Origin of the sequence: Pedobacter alluvionis (genome assembly GCF_003664035.1) — a bacterium.
Classification (GTDB): domain Bacteria; phylum Bacteroidota; class Bacteroidia; order Sphingobacteriales; family Sphingobacteriaceae; genus Pedobacter; species Pedobacter alluvionis.
Genome location: NZ_RCCK01000011.1, coordinates 703,511 through 718,457 on the forward strand (window position 1 = coordinate 703,511; position 14,947 = coordinate 718,457).

The window sequence follows — 14,947 nt, forward strand, 5'->3', positions numbered from 1 at the left end:
CCAATTCATGGTTTCAAATACAATAAGGCTAAGTTTAGGTAGCTTATTAATTCTTTCGATGTTGGCATGTAGAAGTAAGCCAGATAACGTTACCCATATTGCCCCAAAAAAAACAATTGACACTTGTAGGTATTACAGATACGATGCCCGTCATATTGTTTCTAATCTTGGTTGTTATAACTGCCATGTTAGAACTGATGAAAGGTTATTCAAAATAATAACATTCAGCGAGTTATCTACAATAGATAGCTTAAAAATAATTGATTATGCCTTTACTAAAAAACATAAAGGTTGGTACAGTAAAACTGGAACATTCAAAAAATCAAGAATGGATACTTTAAGTGATTGTGAAATCAAAAGTGCTATCAGGTATATCAAGGATTATAATAGAAATATTCCTATGCCAAACCAATAAATAATATGGATTCAAATATAATAAAGCTAAGTTTAGGTATTTTTTTATTTTGGATACAAAGAATAAAAATGCATCAGTGGCGATAACAGCCCTGTAGAAGTAACGAAATTATTTCAGGTATAAAATTCTATAATTAATTTTTATATTTAGTGCCATGATACTTGTTGCAGATAGTGGCTCATCAAAAACCGATTGGATGGGCTATCACAATGGCGAAACCATTAAATTTAGCACCCCTGGAATAAATCCTTATTTCTTAAGTGAACAAGAAATAACCAAGCTGATTTCTAAAAATGAATCTTTATTACAATATGCCGATGAGGTAAAAGAAATTTACTTTTTTGGAGCTGGTTGTTCCTCTCCCGACAAACATGAAGTAGTTTCAAATGGTCTGTCAGCCGTTTTTGGTAATGCTTTTATTTCGGTAGACCACGATCTTCTGGGTTCGGTATATGCTACCTGCGGAAATGCCGAAGGTTTAAACTGTATTTTAGGTACCGGATCGAATATCTGTTATTTCGATGGAAAAAAAATCCATGATGGACACCATGGCCTGGGCTATGTTCTTGGGGATGAAGGTTCTGGTACTTTCTTTGGAAAAAAAGTCCTTTTAAGTTATTTATACGATAAAATGCCATTAACGTTAGCTGCAGAATTTAAAAAGTCTTTCCCTGCAGAAAAAGAGCAGATTATTACGAATGTGTATCAAAAACCTTTTCCTAATATCTATCTGGCAGGCTTTAGCCGCTTCATGGCTGATCATAAGGACCATCCATTTATTCAGGACATTTTAAGAAGCGGATTTCAGGAGTTTGTAGATACTAATGTTAAAGATTACCCTAAACACCAAAATGTACCCTGCCACTTTGTAGGCTCTATTGCCTATTATTATCAGGATGCGCTTATCTCGGTACTGGTAGAAAATGGCATCGAGCCCGGTAAGATTTTACAAAAACCGATAGATGAACTGTTTAATTTCATTTTACATAAAGAAGGCATCATACAGCAGGCCAGCTAAACCAAAGTCTACTTTGCCATAATAAATTGTTAAAATATGTTTAAGATTGTAAACATATCCACAAAAACTTTTGTTATACTTTTAACAGCATATAATTGCACACACATATATGAAGAGAATACTGGTAGTAGATGACGATATTGAGGTTTTAGAAACCATACAATTAATACTGGAAATCGGAGGGTTTAAAGTCTCGGCACTGAATGATGGTGAAGAGATCTTTAACAGAATTGAAAAATTCAATCCGGATTTAATATTACTCGATATTTCTCTCGGGCATATTGATGGTCGTGTATTATGCGAACAGTTAAAATCGATTGAAAGCACTTCCAAAATTCCAATTTTACTTATTTCTGGCTTATACGATCCAAAAGATTTTACAACCTTAAACTACGGCCAGGACGATTTCTTATCAAAACCATTCCAAATGGATGTATTGCTTAAAAAGATCAGTAAAATCCTATCATTGGAAGAAGATAAACCAAGTTTTCATTTAAATTAATTTCCATTCGGATCCAAAATATTAGCCAGAAAGACTTTAATCTTCCTGGCTTTTTTATTTTTATCTTATCTTTCTTAAAACAAAAAACTGAATATCATGAAACCAAGTGAAGAATGGTTGAAGACCTGGAATGAAAAGCGTAACCTGCTGGCTTGCCCAAATAACCTTAACGATTATTTCGAAGAAACAACTGTAGGAGGAAAAAAATCGATCATCTTGAACTTGGCAGCGTTTCCATTCCAACGGGCGAGATTCTGGTACGCGATCCACTGGTTTATATCCAAAAAGATGCCGAGCCTTATCTGATCAAAGTACCAACGGGTGAATTCCCCGTTACTGCCGCTGTAGTGGTGCCTGATGATGATGATTGTGCCCGTTATGCTGCGGTTAAGGTACAGTTTACCGCTCATGATGCCATCAGATTTGAAGAAGCATTAATCGGAACCGAAGACCTTGTTGATTTTAACGAAGGCGAATTTTTCGGGTTTAATGTGGATGCAGGTTTAGGATCTGTTTTAGATAAAGAAACACTAAAACATTTCTGTGCTTTCCAGGATAAATTTCACAATGAAAATCCAGGCAAAAACCTATACGATGATCATTTCGCGATACTTTTTGCCGCTAACTACGCCGAAAATCCTATTTATCAACGTGAAGCCGGCGACTGGATCAACTGGAAAATACCTGGAACAGATTATCATATTCCATTTTTCCAGAGCGGTTTCGGTGATGGCACCTACCCTGTTTATTATGGTTTTGATGTTGAAGATAAGGTGTGTTCGCTAATTATCCAGTTTATTGATATTGAACTGGCTTATAGTGAGGAAGAGTAGTAACAGATTACTTTGATGGTCTGTGAGGACACAGACCATGGCATCAGATATGAAAATCCGTGTTCATATGTGGTTAAAAACCCTTAACTTAAGGACCTTGGTCTGTGGGATACAGATCGTGGATTCGGAATCGACTACTGAGGAAAAAAGGTCTTCGACTCCGCTCAGACTGACAACGATTATGCCTAACTTAATAACATATCAGAAATAAAGCCCATGGAATAGGCGCTATGAGTGGAAACCCCTCCTACTGGCACAGCACTACCTGATCTAAACCCGATGGTACGAATGCCCCCGATTTTTCATCGGGGCAGAAGGTACAGCGGGGCTAACATTGATTGAAATACTGGCTTTGCTTTCCAAATCATTATTTAAAAACGATAATTATTTAACACTTTCAACAGAATTAGGATTGGTAACTTTGAATAACGAGAAAATTATTAAAAGTTAGATTGCGAAGCCAATGAAAAATTGGCTTTGCAATGACGACCCGCACATCTGTCATTTTGGCAAACAAATTCTTTTGGAACAACCCTTGTTATGCAGGATGTAGATTAAACAATTTATTTACATATGAGCATACAGGAAAAAGGAAATATCTCGATACATACCGAGAATATTTTCCCGATAATTAAGAAGTTTTTATACTCTGATAACGAAATTTTTCTTCGTGAGTTGGTTTCTAATGCAGTAGATGCTGTCCAGAAAATTAAAAGACTAGGTTCATTAGGCCAGTTTAATGGCGAAGTTGGTGCACCACTGGTACAGGTTTCGGTTGATAAGGATGCTAAAACCATTACCATTAGCGATAATGGTTTGGGAATGACGGCCGAAGAGATTAAAAAGTACATTAACCAGGTTGCGTTTTCTGGCGCGAGTGAGTTTGTAGAGAAATTTAAAGATGCTAAAGATGCCAATGAAATCATCGGTAAATTCGGTTTAGGTTTCTATTCGGCCTTTATGGTTGCAGATTTAGTGGAAATTCAAACTTTATCATACCAGGATGGCGCTGAGCCTGCACGCTGGGTTTGTGATGGAAGTACCGAATTTGAAATTACTGAAGGCACTAAAACTACCCGCGGTACCGATATTATCCTCCATGTAAACAAAGATTCAGAAGAATTTTTAGAAGAAAGCAAACTGCAGGAAATCCTTAATAAATACGCTAAATTTTTACCAGTTCCAATTAAGTTTGGTACTAAAACAGAATCGGTTGAAGATGGCGTAGATGAAGAAGGTAAAGCTAAATATAATGATGTTGAAGTTGATAATATTATCAATACCACTAACCCAATCTGGACAAAAGCTCCTGCAGATTTGTCAGATGAGGATTATTTAAACTTTTACCGCGAATTATATCCATTTAGTGAAGAACCATTGTTCTGGATCCACTTAAATGTTGATTATCCTTTTAATTTAACAGGCGTATTGTATTTCCCTAAGTTGAAAAACGATTTTGAAATGCAACGGAACAAAATCAAATTGTACTCCCGCCAGGTATTTATTACCGATGAGGTTAAAGATATTGTTCCTGAATTTTTAATGTTATTGCATGGGGTAATTGACTCTCCAGATATTCCTTTAAATGTATCGCGTAGTTTCTTGCAGGCCGACAGCAATGTTAAAAAGATCAATAACTACATTACCAAAAAGGTTGCGGATAAATTAGGTGAGTTATTTGCTAAAGACCGTAAAGCGTACGAAGATAAATGGAAAGACATTGGTCTTTTTGTAAAATACGGTATGATTAGCGAAGAGAAGTTTTACGACAAAGCCAAAGATTTTGCTTTGGTGGGAAATACTAAAAACGAACTTTTCACCCTTCCTGAATATAAAGAAAAGGTATCTCCTTTGCAGACTGATAAAAACGGAACAGTAGTATATTTATATACAAATGATGCCGCGAAACAAGATGCGTTTATCCAATCAGCCAATAAAAAGGATTATGATGTTTTAGTGCTGGATTCGCCTATTGATAATCACTTTATTAATCAGTTAGAGCAAAAATTAGAAAAAACATCGATTAAACGTGTTGATTCTAGCGTTGCAGATAAATTAATTGAGAAAGACGAGCAGAACGAGCATGTTTTAACTGAAGACCAGGTAAAAGAAGTAACGGCTATTTTTGAAAAAGCCATCACCAAACCAGGGATGCAAGTAGAAATTGTGGCTTTACATCCTGAAGAATTACCTGTAACCATCACTATGGATGAGTTTATGCGCCGTATGAAAGATATGGCTGCTATGGGCGGTGGAATGGGCTTCTATGGCCAGATGCCAGACAATTACAAGGTTGCCATTAATGGAAACCACAAGTTGATAAGCAAGATTTTAAATGCTGATGAAGCAGAACAAAGCACCTTGGCTAAACAAGCGGTAGATTTAGCGCTATTGGCTCAAGGTATGTTAACCGGAGCAGAGTTAACCGCATTTGTAAGCAGAAGTGTAGAATTAATTTAATCAGGAAATCCTGTCATTATTTAAAGGGAGAAACTGAATCAGTTTCTCCCTTTTCTTTTGCTAAAGCGTATAAAAAAAGTCCTGATCAGATCAGGACTTTTAGATGAAAATTTTCGGGAACTCTTAGATTAAATTAATATTGTTACCTTTTGGCTACTGTATTAGTTTTTTGATCTACATTGAAATAATCTTTATGATCTTCTATCATTTTAGCAATAGTAGCTGCTTTGGTATCCGTTATTTTAAACTCAAACAATGGCTCTTGATTTTTCTTTGATCTCACCATTTTCTCTGTATAAAAGCGATAAACCAAGCCATTCGTTAGTAAGCCATATTTTGCTTTTGTTTTACGGAAGTATTTGGATAGGCGTGAATCGTGAATATCTAAATTATCGTTGTGGTGTTTACATTCAACGAGAATTGCAGGTTCTCCATCTTTCATAATGGTATAATCAACTTTTTTACTTTTTTTAACCCCGAAGTCTAGAACAGCTTCAGATTGAACCTCAGAGGGGTCAAATCCCAAGATTTGGATAAAAGGCATAACTAACGCATTCCTTGTTAAATCCTCAGATTGAACTTGTGGAAGCATTTTCTTAATTCTTACGGCAAACTGCCCGATTTCGTCTTTCAATTCCATATTGTTATCTATTTTAGGTAGTTAATTTTTTAAATTATATTGGTTAAATACCGAATTTGCAGTGATAATAATTTGGTCTAAACTTTGTTTGTCAAAAAAGTTTCTGTTCAACATATCAACCATATAGGTTAATTTGTTGATGTCTTTTGCCTGCATCGTAAACTGAAAACTTTTCATGCCGTCTTTTATAGCTTGTTGAACGTAATTACGAACAACCAAAAAAGATTTCCTGAACGCATATTCACGATCTAACTGGCCTTTAACAGGCTCCCTTCCATCAAGATTAAGATATTCATTTTGCATTCTCTGATACATATCTGAATTGATTCCTTGATTTTTTAGAATCCCCTTGTAGTAGATTTTATTCAGTAAATACTCGTATTCGTTGTTTTTCATGTGGATGCTTGGTAGATGTAGGGAATATGTCTTTGCTTTTTGGTATTTCTTTTTTTTAATCTAACCCAGTATTGTATGGCCTGTTTTTAATTTTATTATCCACAGGCTACACAAGATTGGGCAGGCAGATGTTTTCACAATTAGTAGTTCTCACCGCTAATTATTTTGTTTTTGGCAAACAGTTTAAAGATTATAAAAAGAATGGATGCAGATAATTTTTTTACATCAACCCTGTAGAATATTACACGAAACCCTGGTTTTTTTTAGACAAAACCGGATATGAGTTTTTTTTGGGTGCAATTGTTAATTCAATTCATTTTTATTTAACTTGCATTCAAATCAAATAAACCCACATTTTTATACCCATGAATCTAAAATGCGTTGTTATAGACGACGAGCAACATGCAATTGAAGTATTAACTGACCATATTGCTGAAATGCCTGGTTTAACAGTTTTTAAAACTTTTACCAGTCCTGTCCAGGCACTTACTGAGATAAGTATTGAGGACGAAATTGATTTATTATTTATGGATATTGATATGCCGGGAATCAATGGATTGGAACTGGCCAAAAATATCAGAGAAAAAGCAAAATATTTAATTTTTACAACTGCCCATCCCGATTATGCCTTGCAAGCATTTGATGTACAATCAGATCAGTACTTATTAAAACCTATTTCTTTTGCAAAATTTGCATTAGGTATTGATAGGATTTTAAAAAAGGAATCAACTAATAGTAGTAAAACTACCACGAAAGAAACTGATCAGGTTGCAGCCCTTTACATCAAGGGCGACCACAAATATGCTTTTTCCAATATCGCTGTTGACGAAATACTTTATATCAAAGCATTACAGAATTATATACAGATCATTACTAAGTCTGAAATCCACACGACCTATCTTACACTTAAAGAAATTGAAAAGGCCTTAGAAAGCCATCCTTTTATCCGTGTTAATAAATCTAACATTGTGGCTAAATCGGCAATCAAAAAAGTAGATGGAAATATAATCCGTTTGGTAAATAATGAGATGATACAAATTGGCGAAGGTTATAAAGAAGCTTTCTTCGCCTATGTTCAGAGCAGTTTGTTAAAATCGAACAGAAACCAGTAGGATAGTAATATTAAAGTCCGAATATCCAAGTACCATTAGTTACTATAGTTTGACTTTGATCACCAGTTGGGTGGGTTGTAAAATTATTTTGATCTTTAGTGTTTTTATAAACAAAAATAGTTTTTTTAGTAAGTTTAGTCGTGTGTTGAGCTTTCATGATATAATATTTATGTGTGATTATTTATTGTTCTTATTAATTTCTGTAAAGGTGCAACTCAAATCACAACGCAACTAGTTTTTTACACAAAACCCCATTTTTAGGAGGCCAAAACCCTAATTCAGTAGATAAAAAGCAATAAAATGATCTTTTTCAACCTCAAAAAATTCCTTCAATATTATAAACTTCATCTCTTTATTTGGGGTATTTATATCATTTATGAGGTATTTATACTTGGTTTAGTATCGAAGTCTTTCAGGCCAACGGGTGCTTACATCATAATCTATGTCAGCAATATCACAGTATTTTACGCTCATGCTTTTTTTCTTAACAAACTTTTAAGTAATAAAAATTTAAAGTTAAAACCGATAAAGATTTCGTTACTTATCATCCTGACTATCTGTGGCTATACTTTATTTAACTACTATTCCGGATTAGCATTTATCAAATTAGGTTTTATCAGGATAAGCGGGCCAATTTCATTTACCCGCGAATTTATTCTTACCTGTACTTATCGTTCTTTATACTATATCGGCTTCGCAACAGGTTATGTTTATCTTATTAAATCATTTCGGGATCAGAAGAAAGTAGAAGCACTGGAACGGCAGAACCTGGTTACCCAAATAGAAAAACAGGCTTTAGAGAACGATCTGGTTCAATCGCAAAACAATTATCTGCGTAGTCAAATCAATCCTCACTTTTTATTTAACACGTTAAACTTTATCTATAACGATGCCCGCAAAAAGGCACCCATGGCAGCAGATGCCATTATGAATCTGTCCGAAATGATGCGTTATGCCTTAAAACGCCCTGAAGCATCAGAGATGGTTCCACTGAGTGAAGAAATTGAACAGATTGAACACCTGATCAATCTCCATAAGCTGCGAACGGCTAATACCATCAATCTGGAACTTGAAATAACGGGCGATATGTTTGGTTTAAGATTTCCACCGCTTATCTTATTAACTTTGGTCGAAAATATATTTAAGCACGGAAATATTTCACACTCTACCCAACAGGCGATCATTAAAATCACTTACGAAAGAGACAAGCTGAATATCAGCACCATAAACATGATTAATGACAATAAAGGCAAACAGACAGAAAGCCATCATGTAGGGATTGACAATATTGGCAAGCGCCTGAGCAGTTTTTATGGTAATGATTATATATTCAGGTATTATAAAGATCCACTTAACCGCTTCATCACAGAAATAGATGTAACTGTGGTTAATCCGTTAGCCAGGTTAAACCGCTAAATTTTCGTCGCATTCAGGCGCTGAATATCTTTTAGTAAAAAATAGTATATAACCATTTCATGCGTTCGCTGATCTTTGTTAAAGAGCCTATTTACGTGCATGTGTATTAAATCGGTTAATAACTTTAACACATTTTCAGGCGCACCTTGTGTAAGAATCCTGATAAAAGAATCTGAAAACAGGCTAAAGCCCTGCTCCTGTTCTACTGTTAACGCTGTCCATTCTGTTTTTCGAAACTCCTGATAATGAATATTTAATTGTTTAAAATCGGTTGCATCTAACCGATGCTCTTCATTAAAGTTATCAGACATAAACCTCACAACCTTATTGATGGCGGCCTTATCTATAAGGTTAGCTCCGATAATTTTTGCGACCAAAAGGCTGCACAATTTATATTTGTTGAAATCATCGGTCTGGTTTTCTAAAAGCGATACTACAAATGCACTATCTACAGCGAAGTGCCGTTCAACATCTTCAATCATATTACTGCCGTAACGTTCCAGCTCACGCTTGTAGGTTTTAATCTGTACATCAGATACCAAACCTGAGTTTAAAAGCGATTCGAGATCATCCATGAGCCTTGATATTAACAGCTGCCCATCTATTGGATTGTTTAATTGAATTCTAAACCGGATGTGGTTTCCGTTTTCATTGTAACGGATAAAAAACCACGATTTTACCTGATCTGAAGAAGTGGTCAGGAACGGTGCTATGATTTCGGTCAAAATCTGATCACTACGTTGCTGATGGCAATAAATTTCGAAATAAAGCCATTCTTTACCTGGCAGGAAAAATCGGGTTACCCCGGCATTTACTGATGTTTCTACCAAACCACGATAAATTTGCTCATCATGACTTATACTCAAAACAAACTGTGCCAGATAGGGCTTAGCCGCTTCATCAACTACGATGCTATTTTGAGGGATGAGTATTTCTTCAATATAAGTACTGCCTTGTTTTTGTACATATTGTAGAAAAGCATTGATATCATCGTCGTTTTGCAGGGCAAAGCATAAAGTTTGATCGGACATACCGGCTTTAAAATATTCGCTAACGCCTAAATTGTTTAGGTATGATCTACATTCTGCAATGGGTAGCAACTTTTGATCGGGCCCTAACAGGACTTCTTTTTTAATTTTCCATTTATTACTACTTAAAACTATATTCTGATATTGTAACCTTGGGTAATAATCCAAATCAGGGTAAATGGTATCGAGCGGAAAGGAAAGATTTGTTTGCAAGCCTTGATGTTGCAAATCGCACAATAACCTGAATACAGAAAGATCTGAACGGATGTAGTTGTAGGCAGAAGCCATTCTTGGCACCAGCCGTTTATTTAACTGCTTATAGCGAAGGATAATCTCTGTACCCCGAACTGAGATTTGTATGTCATTTAAAGCTAGTGGCGCCGTTGAGGTATCAAAATTTAAGATCGACAATTGATGCCCGTAGATTAACTTCCGGCGGTTTACATTATCTACATTGGCTTCTACCATATAGGCCACATCAAAAAACAACACTTCGGGATTTGCCTGCTGTTCTGCGGATGCAATATCTTTAGCATACTGCTCCACCTCCCCGGCTGCCATGGTAAACCTTCCACTTAGTGCATTTGAGGTTACTCCACCTATCTGTTCTATAAAAATCAAATCATCATGAACAGACATTACCATACTGAATGAATTGGGTAAAGCTGCTAGTTTTTGATTCGGTGTTAAGACAAGTTTGTTCAGATAAACTGTTTTGCCTTTCTCAAATTTTTGTTCCGTCAGGTAGGATTTTAGTGCCGTTCTAATATTTTCCGCCTCTGCTTTTTTGGGCGGCTTATTGTTAAAACGCGTGATAAACCCACTATTTTGGCCCGATTGCTCCAACTCATCGTATCCTACACCCATTTCAGGATCCAGCGCCAATAAAAGCGGTACTTCCCGATCTTCGAATTTTTTCTTAAACCGAACCTGGAACTGGCTAAGGGCATCACGATCTTTAGCAGGCATTATATTATGAAGCATACTGATCAAACCTGGAATGGCCTGAAGCGAACGTTCATTAATACCGCCAGATAAAGCTATGCGTTGCGCGATAAGGTATTTTGGTAACTCAGCCGCGTTAGCAAGCCCTAATCGCTCAAAATAATCATCTCCGATAATATTGGGATCGTAGTTGGTAAAAACAAGCTGTAAATCGTGCATATCCTGCAGCAAACCAAACAGTCCCTCTACTTCAATATCACTTAAATTTAATTGTTTTACCAGATCATCAAACCTGAGTGGCTTTAGGCAAGCCGTTAATATTTGTATTACAAAATCGTCCTGATCCAGCTCGGCCAGTTCGAACACGCCATCGGCACAGGCTATATAGCGGATACTATTGGGTGTTGAATAATAACTACTATTACTAAATATGAGGCAGTTTTTTTGCAACAAATCTGCCAAAGGCAATTGAATATTATTTTTGTGAGGCCAATCAATCAGTTCCCGTACCTTTAGCGCTTCTTCAACTACTATTCTGCTTTCGGATGGTTTAATGGCATTATTTAATAAACTAAAACTGGCAAAAGTGCCATAAGGGGTCGCTCTGAATTTCGCACGGTTAAAATATTTCCATATGGTAAAATAAACCTTAGGTGGAAGATCTTTGAGTTCGTTTGCCTTTACTTCTTTTATGGTTTCGTAAAAAGCTGCGGAAGATATTGAAATGGCCAGTTTTAATTCCTCCCAACAATCTGCCAGTTCGGATTGATATGAAAATTTAGGCGTTCTAAAAATTACGGTTGGTTGGATATTCAGCTTCATTGCATTTAAATGATGCGTGAAAATTACAAAGATTAATTTAAAAAGTTATCAATTGACTGTTTTCAGTTTACAGCTAATTGCAAATTGCCAACTGAAAACTTTTATGCGGTTAGTAGGGATTTACACTCCCTAATTAACCAGGGATCTTTTTCATTTTAGTGGATTGAAAATCCACAGCACCACAGGTCGGGATTACAAATCCCAACCAGCACAATAAAAAAAGCCATCTTCTTTTCAGAAAGATGGCTAGCAAGGATGTTAGTATATCTTATTTTTTGGTCACTTTAAATTCTGTTCTTCTGTTTTTAGCTCTTCCTTCAGGATTATCTTTTTTCTTACGTTTTACAATAATTTCATTTGGCGCAATTGGCATCGATTCTCCATATCCTTTAGAAGTCATTCTGGCAGCGGCAACTCCTTTACTTTCCAAATAATCTGTACAGGATTTAGCTCTTCTGTTCGATAGGTCTAAGTTGTACTCATCTGTACCAATATTATCAGTATGAGAACCTAGTTCGATTTCCATTTCAGGATTATCTTCCATAATCGGGATCAGGAAATCTAATACTTTTTTAGAAGGCTCAGTAAGTTCTGTACTGTTAAATTCGTAATAAACATTATCCAGAGTTATCGGGATACCCAATTTGAAAGGGCTTAAGCAATAATCTTTATAAATCAAGGTGTCTGCCTTTGCCAGTTCTTCGTAAATGTAGTTTTTAGTAATTGAGAAATAATTATCTTTTGCAAAAAGCAATTTGACCGGTCTTTTGGAATCTACTTTAAAACTGTAAATCCCATCGTTACCTGTAGTTATTTTCTGCGATCCTTCTGCATTTGTTAAAGTTACATTGGTACCTGCCAAAGGCAATTTAGTTTTACAATCGGTTAAAAGGCCTGCTATAGAAAGGTATTCTTTTTTCACTTCAAACACCTCCAAACAGCACGATGATTCGCGATCAGAACTAATGTATCCTTTTGTTCCTTTATCATCAGTTGCGGTAAAGTAAAGATCATCTTTTGATGAGTTGAACGGATAACCGAGATTTTTGGGCTCAGACCAATTTACCAGATCGCCCTCTGACTCAAAAAAATCAAGGCCACCGAAACCAATACGTCCGTCGGTACTGAACAATAACTTTTTGGTTAATGAATTGTAATACGGTGCACGTTCGTCATCTCCGGTATTAATTGCTGATCCAAAATTTACAGCCTGTCCTAATGAACCATCTTCCCGCAAAGTACAATACCAAAGGTCGAATTTACCATAACCACCACTTCTATCAGACGAGAAAAGAAGGAATTTACCATCGCTGGTTACAAAAGGTTGTGAAGAATTAAAATCTCTACTGTTTACCTGTAAACCAAGGGGTTGTGGATCTGCCCATTTATCGCCTGTTTTTTTAGAAGAGTAAATAGCATATTTTTCTTTATCCTTCCAGGCGGTAAAGTACATTGTATTTCCGTCAGGGGTAAAAGTAACCGCAGCAATTTCCATGTTTTTAGGAAAATTGATATCGACTTTTCTTACTGCTATATCATCCGAAGCTAATTCGCCTTTAGCTGCATAGATATTGTTGATGAATGGATTGGTCTTAGTTGATACCTGAATTTCTCCTGCATCTGTTTTAACCATATCTTTTTTATTCCCCACAGCAACCGGACGTGATGAAGTGAAATACAATTCGTTATTGATTTTAACGGGCGCATAGTTAGATCCTAAACCATTTACATTGCCAGGTACTTTTTTAACCTGTACTATGCGTGGAAAGCGCATTTCTTCGATTGCAAACTTACACGACTCAATTTCCTTTTGTGCTTCTTTAGCTAAAGCATCGCCAGGATTTTTCTCGATAAACTGTTGAAAAGCATCAATAGCCAGATTAAATTTTTTATTTGCTCTTAAACTTTCGGCATAATAATACAGCGCCTTCCTAAAACGTGTATTCGTAAATGTTATCGCTATAGCATAATATTTTTCAGCCTCATTAAATTCCCTATAGAGTCTACTGGACTCTGCAAGGTTATAAATCGATCCTTCATAATCTTCTATCACTTTATCATCAGAGGCTACTTTTCTTTCTTTACCATATGGTAAAATGGCCTGGGTACTATCGCCGGTAATTTTTAAGGCTTTTTTATAAAAAGTAGATGCCGCATAATAATCCTTATTTTCGAAATAAGTATCTGCAACTTTTTTATAATTTACCACATACTGTGCGTTTGCAAAACCGCCAAATGCCACTAACAAAAAGAGTAATATTTTTTTCATCTTTCTAAACTTGTTTTCAATGGTGATGAAACTATCCTGGTTTTAAAGCATAATAGTTTCATTTGAATAATTATAATCGTGGGCAAAAGAAGTTTGGACCAATGATACCGTTACGGCCAATTAACGAGATGGAAAGCTCTAAACCACCGTTACTGTTAGAGGCACGGTTAAAAGTAGAGGTATTTACATCGTAACTTAAGCCGAATACCATATTCTTTAATTGTAAGCCAACAAAGGCAATTGCCGCATCTTTATTACGGTAGTTACCTCCAAATAAAATATTTGCGGATGGATTAACGTTAAGCTGTGCATAAGCACCCAACGAAACTTCGTTTGTATTACCCTGGTACATAAATAATGCGTTAGGCACAATATCCAACAAATCAGAAGCCTTGATTCTGGCCCCACCATGAACAGTAAAACGAACCGGAATACGTGAATTTGAGCCAGAGAAACGATCCATGGGGCGGTTTAAGTGTGCTGCACTTGCGCCTAAGAAAACGTTTACACTTTTGTTCGGGTTACCATCGAAGAACATAATACCTGCGTTTATATCGGGAACCAGCGATGATAGAGAAGAAAGCGTTTCGCTATTTATCATACCACCATCATAACCTGAAACTGGATTAAACTGATTACCGAACCTGGCCTGAGAGAAATCGAAACTACGGTTAATTATACCCGCCTGTAAGCCAAAGCTCACCATCTGCAAGCCCTCGGCACCAAACCGCAAACGGTACGAGCCTGATACCAGGGCAGAGAGGTAGTTAAAATCCAGCTCTCCAGCCCTTTGATTTAAAATGGTTGCACCAAATGCCAGGTTCTTTTTGGGAGCCATATCGAAAGATGCTCCACCTGTTAAAAAAGAACTGTTTAGCGCACTCCATTGTTGTTTAAAGTTTACAGTTGCACGGTAATCGCCATCTATTACTCCCGTTAATGCCGGGTTAAGGTATAACGGATTTGCATAGTATTGCGAAAAATGTGGATCGGTTTGCGCAAAGGACTTGGCTGTACACAACAGCAATCCCAGCACTACAACATATATTTTTAAAGCCGATAGTATTTTCATGGTCTTTGGTTTTATCTGT

General features: G+C 36.3%; 14 protein-coding genes. 8 read left to right on the forward strand and 6 right to left on the reverse strand.

Going from position 1 to position 14,947, the window contains the following annotated elements; all coding sequences use genetic code 11:
• Positions 1-7 precede the first annotated feature (7 nt).
• The 6 genes from BCL90_RS10720 to htpG all read left to right on the forward strand — a co-directional run bounded on the left by BCL90_RS10720 (position 8) and on the right by htpG (position 5,228).
• On the forward strand, positions 8-415 hold the full coding sequence (locus BCL90_RS10720) for a hypothetical protein (protein WP_134380429.1): 408 nt from the start codon (positions 8-10) through the stop codon (positions 413-415).
• A gap of 154 nt (positions 416-569) precedes the next feature.
• On the forward strand, positions 570-1,433 hold the full coding sequence (locus tag BCL90_RS10725) for an N-acetylglucosamine kinase (RefSeq protein ID WP_244094994.1): 864 nt from the start codon (positions 570-572) through the stop codon (positions 1,431-1,433).
• Positions 1,434-1,542: 109 nt separating this feature from the next.
• Complete coding sequence (locus BCL90_RS10730; protein WP_121283970.1) at positions 1,543-1,935, forward strand: response regulator; 393 nt, start codon at positions 1,543-1,545, stop codon at positions 1,933-1,935.
• 96 nt (positions 1,936-2,031) lie between these two features.
• Positions 2,032-2,241, forward strand: coding sequence for a hypothetical protein (locus BCL90_RS25905; RefSeq protein ID WP_208529788.1), 210 nt, complete (start codon positions 2,032-2,034; stop codon positions 2,239-2,241).
• On the forward strand, positions 2,214-2,768 hold the full coding sequence (locus BCL90_RS10735; protein WP_244095017.1) for a DUF4241 domain-containing protein: 555 nt from the start codon (positions 2,214-2,216) through the stop codon (positions 2,766-2,768). Before BCL90_RS25905 ends, BCL90_RS10735 begins: the two co-directional genes overlap by 28 nt.
• A 573-nt stretch (positions 2,769-3,341) precedes the next feature.
• Entirely contained in the window at positions 3,342-5,228 is a 1,887-nt protein-coding gene (gene htpG, locus BCL90_RS10740) for a molecular chaperone HtpG (protein WP_208529787.1), read from the forward strand.
• Positions 5,229-5,370: 142 nt separating this feature from the next.
• Here htpG and BCL90_RS10745 read toward each other — a convergent pair whose 3' ends face one another.
• Both BCL90_RS10745 and BCL90_RS10750 read right to left on the reverse strand, forming a co-directional pair.
• Entirely contained in the window at positions 5,371-5,868 is a 498-nt protein-coding gene (locus BCL90_RS10745; RefSeq protein ID WP_121283971.1) for a type I restriction enzyme HsdR N-terminal domain-containing protein, read from the reverse strand.
• A gap of 21 nt (positions 5,869-5,889) precedes the next feature.
• Entirely contained in the window at positions 5,890-6,264 is a 375-nt protein-coding gene (locus BCL90_RS10750) for a hypothetical protein (protein ID WP_121283972.1), read from the reverse strand.
• 365 nt (positions 6,265-6,629) lie between these two features.
• Here BCL90_RS10750 and BCL90_RS10755 point away from each other — a divergent pair, with 365 nt between their 5' ends.
• Positions 6,630-7,376, forward strand: coding sequence for a LytR/AlgR family response regulator transcription factor (locus BCL90_RS10755; RefSeq protein WP_121283973.1), 747 nt, complete (start codon positions 6,630-6,632; stop codon positions 7,374-7,376).
• Positions 7,377-7,386: 10 nt separating this feature from the next.
• On the opposite strand, the gene BCL90_RS25700 is transcribed toward BCL90_RS10755, so the two are convergent.
• Positions 7,387-7,533: a hypothetical protein gene (locus BCL90_RS25700; RefSeq protein ID WP_166792110.1), complete on the reverse strand. Its 147-nt coding sequence runs from the start codon at positions 7,531-7,533 to the stop codon at positions 7,387-7,389.
• A gap of 143 nt (positions 7,534-7,676) precedes the next feature.
• On the opposite strand from BCL90_RS25700, the gene BCL90_RS10760 reads away from it, so the two are divergent.
• Positions 7,677-8,792, forward strand: coding sequence for a sensor histidine kinase (locus tag BCL90_RS10760; RefSeq protein WP_121283974.1), 1,116 nt, complete (start codon positions 7,677-7,679; stop codon positions 8,790-8,792).
• On the opposite strand, the gene BCL90_RS10765 is transcribed toward BCL90_RS10760, so the two are convergent.
• The 3 genes from BCL90_RS10765 to BCL90_RS10775 all read right to left on the reverse strand — a co-directional run bounded on the left by BCL90_RS10765 (position 8,789) and on the right by BCL90_RS10775 (position 14,928).
• Positions 8,789-11,587, reverse strand: coding sequence for a lantibiotic dehydratase (locus tag BCL90_RS10765; protein ID WP_121283975.1), 2,799 nt, complete (start codon positions 11,585-11,587; stop codon positions 8,789-8,791). The two genes, BCL90_RS10760 and BCL90_RS10765, sit on opposite strands and share 4 nt — an antisense overlap.
• Positions 11,588-11,855: 268 nt before the next feature.
• Entirely contained in the window at positions 11,856-13,856 is a 2,001-nt protein-coding gene (locus BCL90_RS10770) for an OmpA family protein (protein WP_121283976.1), read from the reverse strand.
• Between the two features lie 70 nt (positions 13,857-13,926).
• Positions 13,927-14,928: a PorP/SprF family type IX secretion system membrane protein gene (locus tag BCL90_RS10775; protein WP_121283977.1), complete on the reverse strand. Its 1,002-nt coding sequence runs from the start codon at positions 14,926-14,928 to the stop codon at positions 13,927-13,929.
• Positions 14,929-14,947: the final 19 nt, after the last annotated feature.